The following is an 18,183-nucleotide window of genomic DNA, read 5'->3' on the forward strand; positions in this document are numbered from 1 at the left end:
CCGCGCAGGGGAAACCGCGGGCGGTGCCGCTCGCCGAGGGGCCGCATCGTGCGGCGCATGCCGAGCCGGACGCGCCTCGGGTGATTCAGCGGTGGAACGGCACGCAGGGGAGACCGTCGGTGTCGTCGCCGGCCGAGGACCGGGAGCGCTGAGCCACCGGCGGGCGGAGGAATCGACGCCGGCCGCGTACGAGCCCGTCAGCGCCGGGAGCCCTTCTTGCGGGCCTTGGAACGGGCCGGCCTGGGCACGGCGGTGACGTACGGTGCCGAGAACCGCCGGTTGGCGATGACCTGTTGGCGGATGCCGTCGGGCAGGTCCGGGAGAGCGAGCAGACGGTCGCAGGCGCGTACGGCCTCGGCGTGTTCGCCGACCCAGTGGGCGGTGATGGAGTACTCGAACAGCAGCCCCCACCGGTACACCCACGACCGGGTGAACAGCAGGTCGTCCGGCTCGGGCCGGCCGACCGCCCGGGCGAGCAGGGCGTGAGCGGTGCGGTACCGGCCCTGCACCCGCAGCCGGGACGCCAACTCGTAGCAGGCCTCCAGCCGTTGGGGCCGTACCTCCCAGGCCCTGCTGAGCGCGTCCATGGCCCCGGGCCAGTCGTCGGTGCGCTCGGCTCGCAGGACTCCGGACTCCAGCAGCGCGCAGTACACCTCCTCGGGCCAGCCGCCCATCGCCGCACGGCGCTCGTAGAGACGGATGGCCTCCTCCGTGTGCCCGAGGTCGCGTTCGGTGTTGGCCAGGTAGAAGACGGTGCGCGGATCGCCGGGGTCGCGGACGAGTTCCCGGCGCAGCAGCCGGGCGTCACGCTCGAACTTCTCGGCGCGGCAGCCGCCGTCGGCGTGGTCCTCGATGACCAGCGCGTCGAGGTTCTCCTGGAGGTCGGGCGCGTCCGTGCAGGGGTACTCGTGGGTGACCCCCTCGTAACGCCAGGCCAGGTCACCGCGCATGAGGTGCTTGAAACGGTGCTGGGTGCCGGGGGTGTCGTAACGGAGCATGTACGACGTCGCGGTGAGCCTCGGCAGCGGTGCGTCCTGGCGCAGGACATGGTCGGCGTCGAGGGTGAGGAGGTAGTCGGCCCGGCCTCGGGCCCGGCGGATGTTGCCGGTGCGGTTGTGCCCGAAGTCGACCCACTCCTCCTCGACCAGTTCGCCGGGGATGCCGTCCAGCACCTCCCGGATCAGGTCCTGGGTGCCGTCCGTGGACCCGGTGTCGGAGATCACCCAGGTGTCGACCAGCGGCCGTACCGACTCCAGGCAACGCTCGATCACGCGCGCCTCGTTCTTGACGATCATGCACAGGCACAGGGTCTGCGGCTTCACGGCGGCCAATGTGGCACGGGCCGATCGCGCGGCGCCGCGCCACACGCGGGACGGGGACGGTGGTGCCCCGTTCGGCCGTGCGCGGGCCGTGCGGTCGGCCGAGGGCGGCGGGAGCCGGGGCCGATGGGGCCGGGCCCGGCCGGTTCGGGCCGGCCCGGTCCCATCGGCCGGCTCGTCCTCTAGTCCGATCCAATGACAAGTCGGCGCGCTCTCGTTGTGTCCGCCGGTCCTTCCCCGGCGTTCAGGCCACTCTCGCACTGGAGTCCGGGGCAGCGCCCGGACCGCTTCGAGTCAAGGAGCATGTCGATGAGTCCTGACCCCAGGACGTCCCACTTCGGGCCACTGGCCCGAGACAGGTTCAAGAAGGCCGGGATGCTGGCCTCCCTCACGGTGGTCCTCGCGGCCGGTGTCCTCACCCCCGCCGCGGCGGCCGCGCGCGCCATGAGCGACCGCGCTCCCTCCGTGCAGCGGTACGGCGGCGACGACGAATGCAAGCCCAGCCACCACAAGACGGCCGCGACCGCCGCCGGCGGGGACCACGGGAAGAACTGCAAGGGTGCCACGGGACCGACGGGCCCGACCGGTCCGCGCGGCGCGACAGGTCCGACGGGCCCGACCGGTCCGCGCGGCGAGACGGGTGCGCCGGGTCCCACCGGCCCCACGGGTCCCTGCACGGACATCGACGCCCAGCAGGACTCCAGCGACTTCGAACTACGGGCCGCGGTGAGCGGCGGACGCACATACGCGGGCGTCCGCGACCTGCGCATGAACGAGCTCCACAACTTCCTGTGGACCGACCTCAGCACCCACACCGGCTATCCGTCGGGGCCGGTCCAGGGCACGCCCTGTGGAGTGTCGATCAACGCCCACAATCAGGGCAATCAGCCGATCAGGATCGACGTCATCACCACGACGGGGCAGATCTGGGAAACCACCTGCACCGAGAACAACCGCACCCATCCCGCCACCCTCGACTGCGGTACTGCCACCAGTAATCCGTGGGTCGAGGTGAACCGCCAGCCGGCCCCGATGCAGACGAACGGCGGCACGGTCGTCCCGTGACGCTTTCGCCCCGCCCGGCCACGAGCAAGCCCCCTCCCGTGCAGGGAGGGGGCTTGCGTCGCTTGTCCCGCACGGACGCGCCGCCTGACGGTCAGTCGGGGGCGGGGAGCCGTACCGGGGCGGTGTCGCTCACCTGCTGGAAGATGAGCGAGGTACGGAAACCGGTGATCTCCCCGCGCTTGCTGAGCCGGTCGGTGAGGAAGGCGTGCAGGTGGTCGAGGTCCTGCACGGCGACATGGAGGAGGAAGTCGTCCCCGCCGGAGAGCACGAAGACGTGCAGGACTTCCGGCAGACCACTGGCGAAGGTCTTGAAGCCGTCGATGACGACGCGGCTGAGCGGGCGCACCTGAACCGACACGAGTGCCTGGACACCGCGGTTGAGCGCGGCGGGGTCGATGTCGGCGTGGTAGCCGCGGATGACGCCACGGCGGGTCAGCGCCCGCACCCGCTCCAGACACGTCGAGGGGGCGATGCCGAGCTGCCGGGCGAGTTCACGATTGGACTGCCGCGCATCTGTCTGGAGAAGCCGGACAATCGCCGAATCAAGTTCGTCCATGGCCGACGACCGTAGCGCATCCGCGGCCAAACGTTCGGTGGAGAGCCCATCCATCCAGGCATTCATGCAGGATCAGGTCGTCACACCGGACGAACGAAAGGACGGCAGGCTCATGCTCGAACACGAGCAGGTCGTGATCCGCACCGGCCGGCGCTCCCGGCTGCCGGTGATCGTGGCGGTGCATTCGACGGCACTCGGTCCGGCGGCCGGCGGCCTGCGGCTCTGGCACTACCGCGACTGGCGGGACGGCCTCGACGACGCCCTTCGCCTGTCATCGGCGATGACGTCGAAGTTCGCCGTGGCCGGGCTGCCCAGCGGAGGCGGCAAGACCGTCGTGGCCCTGCCGCAGGGCACGAAGCCCGACGCCGCCCGGCACCGCGATGTGCTGCACGACGTGGCCGACGTCATCGCCTCGCTGGGCGGTGCCTACGCCACCGGCCCGGACGTCGGGACCGGCCCCGACGACATGGCCGTGATCGGGGAGATCACCCCCCATGTGTTCTGCCGGCCGGCACATCAGGGCGGCAGCGGCGACTCCTCCCCGCACACCGCACAGGGCGCGTTCGCCGCTCTGCGCGCCGTGAGCCGGCGGCTGTACGGCACGCCGAGCCTGGCGGGCCGTACGGTCGCCGTGGCCGGGCTGGGCCGCGTCGGCGCCGCGCTCGCCCGCCTGCTCGCGGCCGAGGGCGCCGCCCTGACGGTGACCGACATCGACCCGGACAAGCGGACGATCGGCGAGGAACTCGGGGCGGTCTGGGCCGCACCCGAGAAGATCCTCGGCGCGGACGTGGACATCGTGGTCCCCGCCGCCCTCGGCTCCGTCCTGGACCGGCAGACCGTGGCGGACCTGCGCTGCCGCGCCGTGGTCGGGCCGGCCAACAACCAGCTCGCCACGCCCGAGGCCGCCGAACTGCTGCACGAGCGCGGCATCGTCTGGGTGCCGGACTACGTCGCGAGTGCGGGCGGAGTCATCCACGCCGTCAGCGTCGAACTCCACCGCCTCACCGCCGACGAGGCGCGTGCACGGGTCGACGCCATCGAGCGGACCGTCGACGACCTGCTGGACACCGCGCGGTCCCGCGGCCAGAGCCCGGCCCAGGCGGCCGGCGAGCTGGCCCGGCGCCGGCTGGGCGCCGCGTCCGGCCCGGCCGGCCGACCCGTGGCCCAGCGCCCGCCGGCCCAGGAACAGCACGCATGAGCCCAGGCCCGGCATCCGTAAGTCCAGGAACAGTACGCATCCGGCCAGGAGGTGCGCCGGGCCTGGCCGAAACCCACACCGCACAGGGGTCGGTGACGAGACACCATGGAGGATTATGAGCACCGACACGGGCACCGCCGTCGGCCACTACGACCGGCTGCTGGCCGAGCACTACACCTGGATGCTGGGCGGTGACATCCAGGCGGCCGCGGACCGGCAGGCCGCGCTGCTCGCCGACCTCGGGCTGACCGGTGCCGAGAGCGGTGGCACGGCCGTCGACCTGGGCTGCGGTTCCGGCGCGCAGACGCTGGCGCTGCTCCGGCTGGGCTTCTCCCCGGTGATCGCGGTGGACACCAGCCGCGCTCTGCTCGACGAACTCCTCGCGCACGTCCCGGACTCCGGTGCCGTCCGTCCGGTGCACGGCGACATCCGTACCGCTCTGCCCGAGGTGAGCGAGCCGGGCACGGTGAGGACCGTCGTGTGCATGGGGGACACGCTTCCCCATCTGCCCGCCAGGTCGGACGTGCCCGCGTTGCTCGGCGACATCAGCCGCGTGCTCGCTCCGGGCGGTCACCTCGTGCTCACCTACCGCGATCTGACGGTGGAACTGCACGGCACGGACCGCTTCATCCCGGTCCGCAGCAGCGACGACCGGCTGCTCACCTGCTTCCTCGAATACCGCGACGAGGACACCGTGATCGTCCACGACCTGCTGCACACCCGGGTCGACGGCTCCTGGCGGCAGCGGGCGAGCAGCTACCCCAAGCTCCGCATCGCACCGCCCTGGCTGGCCGGACAGTGCCGGGCGGCGGGGCTGGACGTCCGCCGGGAGACGGCCGACTCCAGGGGCATGCGGATCCTGCACGCGGTGAAGCCCTGATCCGGTTTCGAGGCGACGAGCCCCGGGAGCCGGCCGCTCCCGGGGCTCGTCCACGTCGGCGGTGGCGGACAACCGCGCGACGGATCCTTGACCGCTGCTTCGACCTCCGCGATGCTGTGTTGCGAAACACGAGATGCGTGCCGTAATAGGCAACATCTCGACCTTCTGTCAGCCGAGGAGTGGCCATGACTCAGCAGGTCCGTGCTGTCGTCGCGCGGAGCAAGGGCGCCCCTGTCAGTCTGGAGACGATCGTCGTGCCCGACCCCGGTCCGGGCGAGGCGCTGGTCAAGATCGAGGCCTGCGGTGTCTGCCACACCGATCTGCATTATCGCGAGGGCGGCATCAGCGACGACTTCCCGTTCCTGCTGGGCCATGAGGCGGCGGGAGTGGTGGAGGCGGTGGGCGAGGGCGTCACGGACGTGGCCCCCGGTGACTTCGTCATCCTCAACTGGCGTGCGGTGTGCGGCCAGTGCCGGGCCTGTCTGCGCGGGCGGCCCTGGTACTGCTTCAACACGCACAACGCCAAGCAGAAGATGACCCTGACCGACGGCACGGAGCTGTCCCCGGCCCTCGGTATCGGCGCCTTCGCCGAGAAGACCCTCGTCGCGGCGGGACAGTGCACGAAGGTCGACCGGGCCGCCTCGGCCGCTGCCGCCGGGCTGCTGGGCTGTGGTGTGATGGCGGGCCTCGGCGCGGCCATCAACACCGGCAACGTCGGCCGCGGTGACACCGTCGCCGTGATCGGCTGCGGCGGCGTGGGTGCCGCGGCGATCGCCGGGGCCGGCCTCGCGGGTGCGGCGAAGATCATCGCGGTGGACATCGACGACCGCAAACTCGCCACGGCGACGAAGCTGGGTGCGACCCACACCGTCAACTCCAGGCAGGCCGACGCGGTCGACGCGGTGCGCGAGCTGACCGGAGGGTTCGGCGCCGACGTCGTGATCGACGCGGTGGGCCGCCCGGAGACGTACCGGCAGGCCTTCTACGCCCGTGACCTCGCCGGAACCGTGGTGCTGGTCGGCGTGCCGACCCCGGAGATGAAACTGGAGCTGCCCCTGCTGGACGTCTTCGGCCGGGGCGGGGCGCTGAAGTCGTCCTGGTACGGCGACTGCCTGCCCTCCCGCGACTTCCCGATGCTGATCGACCTCTATCTCCAGGGCCGCCTCGACCTGGACGCCTTCGTCACCGAGACCATCGCGCTCGACGACGTGGAGAAGGCCTTCGAGCGGATGCACCACGGCGACGTGCTGCGTTCGGTGGTGGTCTTCTGATGCCGGGCGCTCGCATCGAACGCCTCGTCACCTCGGGGACGTTCTCGCTGGACGGCGGCACCTGGGACGTCGACAACAATGTGTGGATCGTGGGCGACGACACCGAGGCGATCGTCATCGACGCCGCCCATGACGCCGACGCGATCCTCCAGGCCCTCGGCGAACGTGCCCTGCGGGCGATCGTGTGCACCCACGCGCACAACGACCACATCGACGCCGCGCCCGAGCTCGCCGCCCGCACCGGAGCTCCGATCCTGCTGCATCCCGACGATCTGGAGCTGTGGAAGCAGACCCACCCCGACCGGGCGCCCGACGCCGAGCTGACCGACGGGCAGCCCCTCACGGTCGCGGGAGCGGAGCTGACCGTGCTGCACACCCCGGGCCACGCCCCCGGCGCCGTGTGCCTGTACGCGCCGCGGCTCTCCGCGCTCTTCAGCGGCGACACCCTGTTCGCCGGCGGGCCGGGTGCCACGGGACGGTCGTACAGCGACTTCCCGACCATCATCCGCTCGATCGGCGAACGCCTCCTCGCCCTGCCGGGCGACACCGTCGTGCACACCGGTCACGGCGACACCACCACCATCGGCGCCGAGGCACCGCATCTGCAGGAGTGGATCGACCGCGGCTTCTGACCGCCTCGGCGAAGGAGCGGCCCTGCCCCGGTGACGGACCCGCGTGGACGGCACCGCCGGCAGGGCCGTCGGCGTCCCGTGGGGCATGCCTGTCTCCCTGCCTGTTCCCTTTGTTGACCTGCGCCTTCGCAGGCGCTTCGGCGTGCCCGGAACACCGCCGGCGAAGCCCGCGCAACCCGGCCTTCCGACGCCTTGACAAGCCTTCAGCGCCGCCAGCAGACTGACGTTGCGCTAATCGCAATCCGTTTCGCTATACGCACCGAGGTGTCATGATGATTCCCGCGTGCCGTCTCGCGGATCTGCCGCGAGGCGAGGCCCACCGGCTCGACATCGAGCCTCCCGTGTCGGTGTTCCACACCGACGACGGCGAGCTCTTCGCCATCGACGACACCTGCACCCACCAGGACGCGTCGCTCGCCGACGGCTGGCTGGAGGGCTGTGAGGTGGAGTGTCCTCTTCACGCCTCCAAGTTCGACCTGAGAACCGGGGCCGTGGACGCGCCCCCGGCCAAGCTGCCGGTCCGCACCCACGAGGTCGTCGTGGAGGACGGCATGATCTATGTGCGGCTCTCCGCGCAGGCCCCCAACCTTCCGCCGTGCATCTCGGCCCGCCTGGCCGGAGGCCCCGCGTGAGGACCGTGGCCGTCGTAGGCGCCTCGCTGGCCGGCCTGTCGGCCGCGCGCTCGCTGCGCAAGCGGGGCTACGACGGCCGCCTGGTCCTCGTCGGCGAGGAACCGCACCGCCCGTACGACAGGCCGCCGCTGTCCAAGGAGTTCCTGGCCGGTGCGATCGGCGAGGCCGAACTGGCGCTGGAGCGGGACGACGAGGACCTCCAGGCGGAGTGGGTGCTCGGCACCCGCGCCACCGGACTCGACCGCACCGAGCGGGCGATCCGGCTCGCCGACGGCCGGGAGATCCGCGCCGACGGGGTGGTCATCGCCACCGGCGCGGCCGCCCGCACCCTGCCCGGCACCGAGGGCCTCGCCGGCGTCCATGTGCTGCGCACCCTGGACGACGCCCGCGCCCTGCGCGACGGACTCGCCCTGGGCGGGCGGCTGGTGGTGATCGGCGGCGGCTTCGTCGGCGCCGAGGTCGCCGCCACGGCGTACGCCCTCGGCCTCGACGTCACCGTGGTCGAGGCGGCGCCGACCCCGCTGGCCGGACCGCTCGGCCCGGCCATGGGCGGCATCGTCTCCGCCCTCCACACGGATCACGGCGTACGGCTGCTGTGCGGTGTCGGGGTCAAGGGGCTCGGCGGCGAGCGGCGCGTGGACGCCGTACTCCTGGAGGACGGCCGCACCCTGCCCGCCGACATCGTCGTCGTCGGCGTGGGCGCGCGGCCCTGCGTCGACTGGCTCGAAGGCTCCGGCGTCGCCCTCGACAACGGCGTGAAGTGCGGCGCCGACGGCCGTACGACGCTGGCCGGGGTGGTCGCCGTCGGCGACTGCGCCAACTGGTACGACCCGCACACCGGAGCCCACCGCAGGGTCGAGCACTGGACCGGCGCGCTGGAACGGCCGGACTCCGCCGTCGCCACGCTCCTCGCGGGCGGTGCCGTCGAGCCGGGTGTGCCCCGGCCGCCGTACTTCTGGTCGGACCAGTACGGCGTGCGGATCCAGTTCGCCGGCCACGCCGCCGGGGCCGACGACGTGACGGTGGAGGAAGGCTCCACCGGCGACCGCAGCTTCCTCGCCGTCTACCGGCGCGCGGGCCGGCCGGTCGCCGTGCTCGGGATGAATCAGCCGCGGCTGTTCACCCGCTGGCGCAAACAGCTCACCTCCGCGGCGACAGCCTCTTGACGCCCCTCATGCGGCACCTCATGCTGCGCTGCGCCTGAAACGCAGTGCCGCTCCCTGCACCACGCCGTTGCGAAGCCGCTCTTCCCGGCGCGTGACCCATCGATCCACGACGTTTCCCGAGGAGTGCACCGTGACCTCGACCAGCCTGCCGGACAGCCTGATCGCCACCCTCCCCGGCTCCGCCTACACGGACCCCGGCATCTTCGCCCAGGAACAGGAGCGCATCTTCGAGACGATGTGGTTCTGTGTCGCGCGCTCGTCGGAACTGGCGAAGCCCGGCGCCTTCCGCACCGTCGACGTGGGCCGCGAGAGCATCCTCGTCACCCGCGCCCGGGACAAGTCGATCCGGGCCTACTTCAACGTCTGCCGGCACCGCGGCGCCAAGCTCTGCACCGAGGACACCGGCGAGGTCAAGCGCGCCTTCCAGTGCCCGTACCACGCCTGGACGTACGACCTCGACGGCAAGCTCGTCGCGGCGCCCAACCTCACCAAGATGCCCGACGTCGGCCGGACCGAGTACGGCCTGGTGAGCGTTGCCGTGCGGGAATGGCTCGGCTATGTCTGGGTCTGCCTCGCGGAGAACCCGCCCTCCTTCGAGGAGGACGTGATCGGGGCCGTCGTCGAGCGGCTCGGCGACGTCGAGTCGATCGAACGCTACGGCATCGAGAACCTCTCGGTGGGCCGGCGGATCACCTACGACGTGCAGGCCAACTGGAAGCTCATCATCGAGAACTTCATGGAGTGCTACCACTGCGCCACGATCCACCCCGAACTCACCGAGGTCCTTCCGGAGTTCGCCGACGGCTACGCCGCCCAGTACTACGTCGGCCACGGCGCCGAGTTCGGCACGGACATCCAGGGCTTCACGGTGGACGGCTCCGAGGGCCTGGACCGCATTCCGGGTGTGTCCGAGGACCAGGACCGCCGCTACTACGCGATCACCGTCAAGCCGCAGGTGTTCATCAACCTGGTGCCGGACCATGTGATCTTCCACCGGATGTACCCGGTGGCCGCAAACCGGACGATCGTCGAGTGCGACTGGCTCTACCTGCCGCACGTCGTGGAGAGCGGCAAGGACGTCAGCCGGTCCGTGGAGCTCTTCGACCGGGTCAACCGCCAGGACTTCGACGCCTGTGAGCGCACCCAGCCGGGCATGAGCTCACGGCTCTACGCCAAGGGCGGTGTCCTGGTGCCCAGCGAGCACCACATCGGTGCCTTCCACGACTGGGTGAACGAGCGGCTCGGTACGCCCCGGCCGGAGTGACCCGGAGGAGGGACGCCCGTGGCCCGCGTGGGGGGCGAACGCGGGCCGTACGGCGGTCGTGCCGTGCGCGCTCAGCCCAGGTATCCCATCCGGTGACTGATGTCCTCCGCGCCCTTGACGAGCGCGGGGGCCAGTTCGTGCATGCGCTCCTCGGTGAACCGGTACGACGGCCCGGAGGCGCTGATCGACGCGATGACCTGGCCCTCCCGGTCCCGGATCGGTGCCGCCATGGCGTGCAGCCCGATCTCCAGCTCCTCCAGGGTCCAGGCGTAACCGCGCTCCCGGGCCTCGGCGAGGTTCTTCTCCAGCTTCGCCTTCGAGGAGATCGTGTGCGGGGTCAGCTTCTTCAGGCCGGCCTCCGCCAGCAGCGCGGCCCGCTCCTTGGCGGGCAGGTGGGCCAGCATGATCTTGCCGCTGGAGGTGGCGTGCAGCGGGGTGAGCTGGCCGACCCAGTTGTGCGCGGTGACGGCGGCCGTACCGCGCACCTGGTACAGGTTGATCGCGTAGTGCTCCTGCATCACGGCGATGTTGACCGTCTCGCCGATCTCCTCGGCGAGCCGCTCGCACACCGGCCGGCCCTGCTGGGTGATGTCGATACGTCCCGTGACGGCGCCCGCCAGGCGTACGATGCCGAAGCCGAGCGCGTATTTGCCCCGCTCGCCCGATTGCTCCACCAGGCCGCGCGCCTCCAGGGCGCCGAGCAGACGGAACGCGGTGGACTTGTGCACATCGATCTCGGCGGCCACCTCGCTCACGCCCGCCTCGCCACGCTGGGCGAGGATCTCCAGGACGCTGATCGCCCGGTCGACGGACTGCACTCCGCCGGACGGCGACCCGTTCGTTTCGGTATCCGGACTGTAGTTGCTCATAGCGGAACTATACGCGCAGTAAACAACGGGCCTGCAAGTAACGCGGTGTGAACAAAGATCTTACAAGTTGCGTTGTTCGCAACCTGGTGCACATTGCGGCACCGTACTAGCATGCCGCGCATATCGACGGCGCAAGCGAGACGAGGCGACACATGGCTCCTCTTCACTACGACTTCGTCATCGTCGGCGGCGGATCGGCCGGCAGTGCGCTGGCGAACCGGCTCTCGGCCGACCCCGGAAACCGGGTGCTCGTCCTGGAGGCGGGCCGCTCCGACTACCCCTGGGACGTCTTCATCCACATGCCCGCGGCTCTCACCTACCCCATAGGCAGCCGCTTCTACGACTGGAAGTACGAGTCCGAGCCCGAGCCGCACATGGGCGGGCGGCGCATCTACCACGCCCGGGGCAAGGTGCTCGGCGGTTCCAGCAGCATCAACGGCATGATCTTCCAGCGCGGCAACCCCATGGACTACGAGCGCTGGGCGGCCGACCCCGGCATGGAGACCTGGGACTACGCGCACTGCCTACCGTACTTCCGCCGGATGGAGAACTGCCTGGCGGCCGACCCGGACGACGAGTTCCGCGGTCATGACGGACCCCTCGTCCTGGAACGCGGCCCGGCGACCAACCCGCTGTTCACCGCCTTCCTCAAGGCCACCCAGCAGGCGGGCTACGCCCCCACGGACGACGTCAACGGTTACCGGCAGGAAGGATTCGCCAAGTTCGACCGCAACGTCCACCGGGGGCGCCGGCTGTCGGCCTCGAAGGCGTATCTCAAGCCCGCCATGAAGCGGCCGAACCTTGACGTGACCACCCGCGCCCTCGTCACCCGGGTCCTCTTCGAGGGCAAGCGGGCGGTCGGCGTCGAGTACCGGCGCGGCCGGGGCGCACCCCAGCAGGTCCGCGCCGGTGAGGTCATCCTGTGCGGCGGCGCGATCAACTCGCCGCAGCTGCTCCAGCTCTCCGGCGTCGGCAACGCCGCCGAGCTGTCCGCCCTCGGCATCGACGTCGTCCACGACCTGCCCGGCGTCGGCGAGAACATGCAGGACCACCTGGAGGTGTACATCCAGTACGCCTGCAAGCAGCCCGTCTCCATGCAGCCGTACCTGGCGAAGTGGCGGGCCCCCTTCATCGGCCTGCAGTGGCTGTTCAGGAAGGGGCCGGCCGCCACCAACCACTTCGAGGCCGGCGGCTTCTGCCGCAGCAACGAGGACGTGGACTACCCCAACCTGATGTTCCACTTCCTGCCCATCGCGGTCCGCTACGACGGTTCCGTGCCCGCCGGCGGCCACGGCTATCAGGTCCACGTCGGACCCATGTACTCCGACGCCATCGGCTCCGTGAAGATCAAGAGCAAGGACCCGCGCGAGCACCCGGCCCTGCGCTTCAACTACCTCTCCACCGAGCAGGACCGCCGCGAGTGGGTCGAGGCCATCCGGGTCGCGCGCAAGCTCCTCAACCAGCCCGCGCTCGCCCCCTACAACGACGGCGAGATCTCGCCCGGCCCGTCCGTGGAGACGGACGAGGAGATCCTCGCCTGGGTCGCCAAGGACGGCGAGACCGCCCTGCACCCGTCCTGCACCTGCAAGATGGGCACCGACGAGATGTCCGTCGTCGACCCGGCCAGCATGCGCGTGCACGGCGTGGAGGGCCTGCGGGTCGTGGACGCGTCGGTGATGCCCTACGTCACCAACGGCAACATCTACGCCCCGGTGATGATGATCGCCGAGAAGGCGGCCGACCTCATCCTCGGCAAGGAGCCGCTGGAGCCCTCGAAGGCCGCGTACTACCGGCACCGCGACGCCCAGAAACAGGCAGGGTAGGCGATGGCCGCCGAGACGCTGCGGTCGCTGCTCGGCCGCGTCCGCTACGAGGTGCTCCCGGCCAAGGCGACGGAGGAGAAGGTCCTCGCCCATGTGCCCCGCGACGTCGTGGTCACGGTCACGGCGTCGCCGGTCAAGGGGCTGGAGCCGACACTCGGCCTGACCGAGCGGCTCGCGGCGCACGGGTACCGGGTCGCCCCGCATGTGCCCGCACGCTTACTGCGGGACGACGCACACCTGAAGGACGTGGCCGAGCGGCTGCGGGCGGCGGGCGTGGACGACGTGTTCGTGCCGGCGGGCGATGCCGACCCGCCGGCCGGGCCGTACGACGCGGCCCTGCCCGTGCTGCGCCGGCTGAGCGAGCTGGGCAGGCCCTTCGGGGAGCTGGGGATCACCGGCTATCCGGAGAGCCATCCGCTCATCCACGACGACCTCACCATCCAGTCGATGTGGGACAAGCGGGCGCACGCCACGTACATCGTCAGCAACCTGTGCTTCGACCCGCGCGTGCTCGGCGACTGGATCACCCGGATCCGGCGCCGTGACATCACCCTGCCCGTGTACGTCGGCGTCGCGGGGCCGGTGCAGCGGGCCAAGCTGCTGGCCATGGCGACGAAGATCGGGGTGGGGGAGTCGACGCGCTTTCTCACCAAGCACGCGTCGTGGTTCCTGCGGTTCGCGACCCCCGGCGGATATGTGCCGGAGCGCCTGCTCGACCGTGGCGCCGAGGTGTTCGCGAGGCCGTCGGCGGGGGTGGCCGGTCTGCACCTGTTCACCTTCAACCAGATCGCCGAGACGGAGCGCTGGCGGCGAGCGGTGCTGGACCGGCTGGACACCTGAAACCGGCAGCTGCCGACCCCTTGACGGCGTCGGCTCATTCGGCCAGGGTGTTCCACCACAAGCAATGCAGTGCACAATGCGCAACGACTTCATGTGAAGGGCGCGGGCTGTGGCAGATCTGTATGTGGCCGGAAAATGGCGTGATCCGGTGGCCGGCGGTCACCGGGAGATCCGCTGTCCGGCGGACGGCACGCTCGTCGCGACGGTCTCGGAGGGCACCCGCCCCGACACCGAGGCGGCGATCGCCGCGGCCCGGCGGGCCTTCGACGACGGCCCCTGGCCGCACACCCCCGAGCGCGAGCGCGGCGCCCTGCTGCTGCGCACCGCCGACATCCTCGAACGCGACGCGAAGGAGTTCGCCCGCGCCGAGTCCCTCGACACCGGCAAACGCCTGGTCGAGAGCGAGTACGACATCGCCGACGTCGTCTCCTGCTTCCGCTACTACGGCGGCATCGCCGGCACCAGCGCCGGCCGGGTGGTCGACACCGGCCGCGACGACGCCCTCAGCCGGGTCACCTACGAACCCGTCGGCGTCTGCGGACTGATCACCCCCTGGAACTACCCCCTGCTCCAGGCCTCCTGGAAGGTCGCCCCGGCCCTCCTCGCGGGCAACACCGTCGTCCTCAAGCCCAGCGAACTGACGCCCTCCACGTCGATCCTGCTGATGAAGGCGCTGGAGGAGGCCGGCCTTCCCGCCGGCGCCGCCAACCTCGTCCTGGGCGCCGGAGCCGAGGCGGGCGCACCGCTGGCCGAGGACCCGGCCGTGGACATGGTGTCCTTCACCGGAGGCCTGCAGACCGGGCGGCACATCATGGCGACCGCCGCGGCGACGGTGAAGAAGGTCGCGCTGGAACTCGGCGGCAAGAATCCGAACGTCGTCTTCGCCGACGCCGACTTCGAGACCGCCGTCGACTTCGCGCTCACCGCCGTCTTCCTGCACTCCGGGCAGGTCTGCTCGGCCGGCGCCCGGCTGATCGTGGAGGACTCCCTGCACGACGCCTTCGTCGACGAGGTCGTACGCCGGGCCCGGCTCATCCGGCTGGGCGGTCCCTTCGACCCCGAGGCCGAGACCGGGCCGCTGATCTCCGCACAGCACCGGGAGAAGGTCGAGGCGTATGTCGCGGCCGGCCTCGCCGAGGGCGCCGTACTGCGCTGCGGCGGCGCACGTCCCGCCGAGCCCGCGCTGGCGAGCGGCTTCTACTACCCGCCGACCGTCCTGGACGAGTGCCGGCAGGACATGCGTGTGGTGCACGAGGAGTCCTTCGGACCCGTGCTCACCGTCGAACGCTTCCGTGACGAGGACGACGCCCTCCGCATCGCCAACGACACGGAGTACGGCCTCGCGGGGGCCGTGTGGACACAGGACGCGGGCAGGGCGCAGCGGGTCGCCCGCGGGCTGCGCCACGGCACCGTGTGGATCAACGACTACCACCCCTATGTGCCGCAGGCGGAGTGGGGTGGTTTCGGGCACTCCGGTGTGGGCCGTGAGCTGGGGCCGACGGGCCTCGACGAATACCGGGAGCCCAAGCATGTCTGGCAGAACATCCAACCCCGGCCGCAGCACTGGTTCCGCGGCTGAACGCCGAAAAGAGGCCGATCGTGACCCCAGCACAGACCGAGGTGTCGCAGCGGCGCGACACGTCCCAGGACCCCCAGGACCGCACGCCGGTCATCTCCGTGCGCCGGCTGTGGAAGGTGTTCGGGCCGAAGGCCGACCAGGTGCCGGGCTCCGCGGAGCTGTGCGGACTGACCCGCCGCGAGCTCATGGACCGCACCGGATGCACCGCCGCCGTACGGGACGTGAACTTCGAGGTCTCGCCCGGCGAGGTCTTCGTCGTCATGGGCCTGTCCGGCTCCGGCAAGTCCACCCTGGTGCGATGTCTCACCCGGCTGATCGAACCCACCGCCGGTGAGATCGTCTTCGAGGGCGAGGACATCCGCGACGCCGACCCCCGGCGGCTGCGCGAACTGCGGCGCAGCAAGTTCTCCATGGTCTTCCAGCACTTCGGGCTGCTGCCGCACCGCAAGGTCGTCGACAACGTGGCCTTCGGCCTGGAGATCCGGGGGATGGGCAAGGCCGAACGCGTCAAGCGAGCCCTGGAGACCGTCGAACTCGTGGGCCTCGCCGGCTACGAGAACTCCTACCCCGACCAGCTCTCCGGCGGCATGCAGCAGCGCGTCGGACTCGCCCGCGCCCTCGCCGGCGACCCCGACGTCCTCTTCTTCGACGAGCCCTTCTCGGCGCTCGACCCGCTGATCCGCCGCGACATGCAGAGCGAGGTCATCCGGCTGCACCACGAGGTCGGCAAGACCATGGTGTTCATCACCCACGACCTCTCCGAGGCCCTCAAACTGGGCGACCGCATCCTGATCATGCGCGACGGCAAGATGGTCCAGTGCGGCACCGGCGACGAACTGGTCGGCGCCCCCGCCGACGACTACGTACGCGACTTCGTCAAGGACGTGCCGCGCGGCGACGTGCTCACCCTGCGCTGGATCATGCGCCCCGCGCAGCCCGAAGACGCCCTCGACGGGCCCGAGCTGGGGCCGGACGTCGTGGTGCGCGAGGCCACCCGTGCCGTCCTTGCCGCCGAGAAGCCGGTCAAGGTCGTCGAGGGCGGCAAGCTGCTCGGCATCGTCGGTGACGAGGAGATCCTCGCCGTCGTCGCAGGTCAGGAAGGCGGTGCGTGATGGCTGTCGCCGCCGACGCGACCGCGCCGGTCGCGACCCTGCGCCGTAAGGTCAGCCGCCCCATGGTGGTGGCGGGCATCCTGATCGCCTGGCTGGTGCTCTTCGCCCTGCTGCGCGGCCGGCAGACGCTGACCCTCGCGGCGGCCGACCTCACCGGTCTGCACCGCTGGCTGAACGACCTCAACGACAGCATCGGGGCCAACCGCAACTCCAACCCGATCTTCCTGTACTTCTTCAACGAGATCCGGCTGGTCATCGACAACCTGGTGACCTTCGTCCAGTCCCTGATCTCCCAGCCCACCGGCACCCGGCCCGTCCCGCAGATCGGCTGGCTCGGCGTCGTCGGCATCACGGGCTATGTCTCCTGGGCCGTGGGCAACTGGCGGGTCGCCCTGCTGGCCGTCGCCGGCTTCACCTTCTTCGGGCTCCAGGGCCTGTGGCAGGAGAGCATGGACACCCTGGCGCTGACCCTGTCGGCCGTCATCGTGGCGCTGCTCATCGGCATCCCGCTCGGCGTGTGGGCCGGACTGTCCGACCGGTTCAACCGGATCATGACGCCCTTCCTGGACTTCATGCAGACGATGCCGACCTTCGTCTACCTCGCCCCGCTCACCCTGATCTTCCTGATCGGCGGGGCCTCGGCGGTGATCACCACGGTGATCTACGCGGCACCGCCCGCCATCCGCATCACCGCGCACGCCATCCGCTCGGTGCCCGAGACCACCGTCGAGGCGGCGGACTCGCTCGGCACGACACGCACCCAGCAACTGCTCAAGGTGCTGCTGCCGATGTCCAAGCGCACGGTCGTCATGGGCGTCAACCAGACCATCATGGCCGCCTTGGCCATGGTGACCATCGCCGCCCTGATCGACGCGCCCGGCCTCGGCAAGACCGTCGTACAGGCCCTGCAGTCCCTCGACGTCGGCACCGCCTTCAACGCCGGTCTCGCCATCGTCGTCATGGCGATCGTGCTCGACCGGGTCACCACGGCGGCGGCCGCGCGCACCGAGGCGGCCCGGCGCACCGGCGACGGCCTGCTGAAGTGGCGCCGGCCGCTGCTGGCGGCGGGCGGGATCGCGGTCGCCGTCCTGGTCTACCTGTCCCACACCTACGTCTGGGCGGCCGAGTTCCCCGGCAGCGGCAGCACCGGCAGCCACATCGCGAGCGCGGCCGACACCACGACCACCTGGCTCCAGGACCACCTCTCGGGCCTGACCAACGCCCTGCGGGACGCCATCACCAACGGTCTGCTCAACCCGTTCCAGACCCTGCTGACCGACTCCCCGTGGTGGCTCGTCGGCGTCACCCTGGTCGCGCTCGGCGCCGTGCTCGGCGGCCGCTGGGCCGCGGTGACGGCCGCCGTGTGCGTCGGTCTGCTGGTCGGTACGGGCGTGTGGTCGGACGGCATGACGACCCTCGCCTCGACCGCCGTGGCCACGGTGCTGGTGATGCTGTTCGGTGTCGTCTTCGGCGTGTGGATGGGCCGCAGCGCGCTCGTCGACCGGCTGATACGACCCACCCTGGACGCCGCACAGGTCATGCCGCCGTTCGTCTACCTCGTGCCGTTCCTCGCGCTCTTCGGCGCGACCCGGTTCACCGCGATCGTCGCGGCCGTCGTCTACGCGGCGCCCGTCGCCATCAAGATCATCGCGGACGGGGTGCGGAACGTGCCGGAGACGACCGTGGAGGCGGCCACCTCGGCCGGGTGCAACACCTGGCAGATCATCACCAAGGTTCAGCTGCCGATGGCACGCAGCGCCCTGACACTGGCGACCAACCAGGGCCTGATCTATGTGCTGTCGATGGTTGTGGTGGGCGGCCTGGTAGGGGCCGGCGCCCTCGGCTACGACGTCGTGGCCGGATTCTCGCAGGGACAGCTGTACGGCAAGGGGCTGGCGGCGGGGCTCGCCATCGTACTGCTGGGAGTCATGTTCGACCGGATCACTCAGGCTGCGGCACGACGCACCAGGGCATAAG

Annotated in this window: 16 protein-coding genes and 1 pseudogene; 14 read left to right on the forward strand and 3 right to left on the reverse strand. The window is 70.9% G+C overall.

All coding sequences use genetic code 11. The annotated features are described in order from the left end of the window. Positions 1–11: 11 nt before the first annotated feature. Positions 12–152: pseudogene (locus O1G22_RS39725) on the forward strand (DUF6087 family protein); the annotation flags it as partial. Between the two features lie 45 nt (positions 153–197). On the opposite strand, the gene O1G22_RS39730 reads toward O1G22_RS39725, so the two are convergent. Beyond that, positions 198–1,322: a glycosyltransferase gene (locus tag O1G22_RS39730; protein WP_270085750.1), complete on the reverse strand. Its 1,125-nt coding sequence runs from the start codon at positions 1,320–1,322 to the stop codon at positions 198–200. 306 nt (positions 1,323–1,628) lie between these two features. On the opposite strand from O1G22_RS39730, the gene O1G22_RS39735 reads away from it, so the two are divergent. After that, positions 1,629–2,384: a dynein light intermediate chain family protein gene (locus O1G22_RS39735; RefSeq protein ID WP_270085751.1), complete on the forward strand. Its 756-nt coding sequence runs from the start codon at positions 1,629–1,631 to the stop codon at positions 2,382–2,384. Between the two features lie 91 nt (positions 2,385–2,475). Here O1G22_RS39735 and O1G22_RS39740 read toward each other — a convergent pair whose 3' ends face one another. Further along, positions 2,476–2,940: an Lrp/AsnC family transcriptional regulator gene (locus O1G22_RS39740; protein WP_270085752.1), complete on the reverse strand. Its 465-nt coding sequence runs from the start codon at positions 2,938–2,940 to the stop codon at positions 2,476–2,478. A gap of 112 nt (positions 2,941–3,052) precedes the next feature. Between O1G22_RS39740 and O1G22_RS39745 the strand changes: the two genes are divergently transcribed. The 7 genes from O1G22_RS39745 (at position 3,053) to O1G22_RS39775 (ending at position 9,983) form a co-directional block, all read left to right on the forward strand. Then, entirely contained in the window at positions 3,053–4,138 is a 1,086-nt protein-coding gene (locus O1G22_RS39745; RefSeq protein WP_270085753.1) for a Glu/Leu/Phe/Val dehydrogenase dimerization domain-containing protein, read from the forward strand. A 115-nt stretch (positions 4,139–4,253) separates the two neighbouring features. Beyond that, a complete protein-coding gene (locus O1G22_RS39750; protein ID WP_270085754.1) occupies positions 4,254–5,018 on the forward strand; it encodes a class I SAM-dependent methyltransferase in 765 nt (254 codons plus the stop codon). A 185-nt stretch (positions 5,019–5,203) separates the two neighbouring features. After that, positions 5,204–6,289 carry an S-(hydroxymethyl)mycothiol dehydrogenase gene (locus O1G22_RS39755; RefSeq protein WP_270085755.1) on the forward strand — a complete coding sequence of 362 codons (1,086 nt, stop codon included), beginning with the start codon at positions 5,204–5,206 and terminating at the stop codon, positions 6,287–6,289. After that, positions 6,289–6,921: an MBL fold metallo-hydrolase gene (locus O1G22_RS39760; protein WP_270085756.1), complete on the forward strand. Its 633-nt coding sequence runs from the start codon at positions 6,289–6,291 to the stop codon at positions 6,919–6,921. The genes O1G22_RS39755 and O1G22_RS39760 overlap by 1 nt, the downstream gene beginning before the upstream one ends. Positions 6,922–7,190: 269 nt before the next feature. Then, positions 7,191–7,553 carry a bifunctional 3-phenylpropionate/cinnamic acid dioxygenase ferredoxin subunit gene (locus O1G22_RS39765; RefSeq protein ID WP_270085757.1) on the forward strand — a complete coding sequence of 121 codons (363 nt, stop codon included), beginning with the start codon at positions 7,191–7,193 and terminating at the stop codon, positions 7,551–7,553. Then, positions 7,550–8,719, forward strand: a complete 1,170-nt coding sequence (locus tag O1G22_RS39770) for an NAD(P)/FAD-dependent oxidoreductase (RefSeq protein ID WP_270085758.1) — start codon at positions 7,550–7,552, stop codon at positions 8,717–8,719. The genes O1G22_RS39765 and O1G22_RS39770 overlap by 4 nt, the downstream gene beginning before the upstream one ends. A gap of 130 nt (positions 8,720–8,849) precedes the next feature. After that, positions 8,850–9,983 carry an aromatic ring-hydroxylating oxygenase subunit alpha gene (locus tag O1G22_RS39775; protein ID WP_270085759.1) on the forward strand — a complete coding sequence of 378 codons (1,134 nt, stop codon included), beginning with the start codon at positions 8,850–8,852 and terminating at the stop codon, positions 9,981–9,983. Positions 9,984–10,054: 71 nt separating this feature from the next. Here the strand turns inward: O1G22_RS39775 and O1G22_RS39780 are convergent, their stop codons facing one another. After that, the gene (locus O1G22_RS39780; protein WP_270085760.1) at positions 10,055–10,852 is read right to left on the reverse strand and encodes an IclR family transcriptional regulator; all 798 of its coding nucleotides are present in this window, start codon (positions 10,850–10,852) and stop codon (positions 10,055–10,057) included. Between the two features lie 152 nt (positions 10,853–11,004). Between O1G22_RS39780 and betA the strand changes: the two genes are divergently transcribed. The 5 genes from betA (at position 11,005) to O1G22_RS39805 (ending at position 18,182) form a co-directional block, all read left to right on the forward strand. Beyond that, positions 11,005–12,675 carry a choline dehydrogenase gene (gene betA / locus O1G22_RS39785; protein ID WP_270085761.1) on the forward strand — a complete coding sequence of 557 codons (1,671 nt, stop codon included), beginning with the start codon at positions 11,005–11,007 and terminating at the stop codon, positions 12,673–12,675. A 3-nt stretch (positions 12,676–12,678) separates the two neighbouring features. Further along, a complete protein-coding gene (locus O1G22_RS39790) occupies positions 12,679–13,515 on the forward strand; it encodes a methylenetetrahydrofolate reductase (protein ID WP_270085762.1) in 837 nt (278 codons plus the stop codon). A gap of 109 nt (positions 13,516–13,624) precedes the next feature. Then, positions 13,625–15,094 carry an aldehyde dehydrogenase family protein gene (locus O1G22_RS39795; protein ID WP_270085763.1) on the forward strand — a complete coding sequence of 490 codons (1,470 nt, stop codon included), beginning with the start codon at positions 13,625–13,627 and terminating at the stop codon, positions 15,092–15,094. A gap of 20 nt (positions 15,095–15,114) precedes the next feature. Beyond that, a complete protein-coding gene (locus O1G22_RS39800) occupies positions 15,115–16,206 on the forward strand; it encodes a quaternary amine ABC transporter ATP-binding protein (RefSeq protein WP_270085764.1) in 1,092 nt (363 codons plus the stop codon). After that, positions 16,206–18,182 carry an ABC transporter permease gene (locus tag O1G22_RS39805; protein ID WP_270085765.1) on the forward strand — a complete coding sequence of 659 codons (1,977 nt, stop codon included), beginning with the start codon at positions 16,206–16,208 and terminating at the stop codon, positions 18,180–18,182. The genes O1G22_RS39800 and O1G22_RS39805 overlap by 1 nt, the downstream gene beginning before the upstream one ends. Position 18,183 lies beyond the last annotated feature (1 nt).

This window comes from Streptomyces camelliae, assembly GCF_027625935.1.
GTDB lineage: Bacteria > Actinomycetota > Actinomycetes > Streptomycetales > Streptomycetaceae > Streptomyces > Streptomyces camelliae.

Coding starts and splice junctions, on each gene's coding strand:
- O1G22_RS39790 (WP_270085762.1), top strand. CDS start 12,679: ATGGCCGCCGAGACGCTGCGGTCGCTGCTCGGCCGCGTCCGCTACGAG.
- O1G22_RS39780 (WP_270085760.1), bottom strand. CDS start 10,852: ATGAGCAACTACAGTCCGGATACCGAAACGAACGGGTCGCCGTCCGGC.
- O1G22_RS39755 (WP_270085755.1), top strand. CDS start 5,204: ATGACTCAGCAGGTCCGTGCTGTCGTCGCGCGGAGCAAGGGCGCCCCT.
- O1G22_RS39745 (WP_270085753.1), top strand. CDS start 3,053: ATGCTCGAACACGAGCAGGTCGTGATCCGCACCGGCCGGCGCTCCCGG.
- O1G22_RS39735 (WP_270085751.1), top strand. CDS start 1,629: ATGAGTCCTGACCCCAGGACGTCCCACTTCGGGCCACTGGCCCGAGAC.
- O1G22_RS39760 (WP_270085756.1), top strand. CDS start 6,289: ATGCCGGGCGCTCGCATCGAACGCCTCGTCACCTCGGGGACGTTCTCG.
- O1G22_RS39740 (WP_270085752.1), bottom strand. CDS start 2,940: ATGGACGAACTTGATTCGGCGATTGTCCGGCTTCTCCAGACAGATGCG.
- O1G22_RS39750 (WP_270085754.1), top strand. CDS start 4,254: ATGAGCACCGACACGGGCACCGCCGTCGGCCACTACGACCGGCTGCTG.
- betA (WP_270085761.1), top strand. CDS start 11,005: ATGGCTCCTCTTCACTACGACTTCGTCATCGTCGGCGGCGGATCGGCC.
- O1G22_RS39805 (WP_270085765.1), top strand. CDS start 16,206: ATGGCTGTCGCCGCCGACGCGACCGCGCCGGTCGCGACCCTGCGCCGT.
- O1G22_RS39765 (WP_270085757.1), top strand. CDS start 7,191: ATGATGATTCCCGCGTGCCGTCTCGCGGATCTGCCGCGAGGCGAGGCC.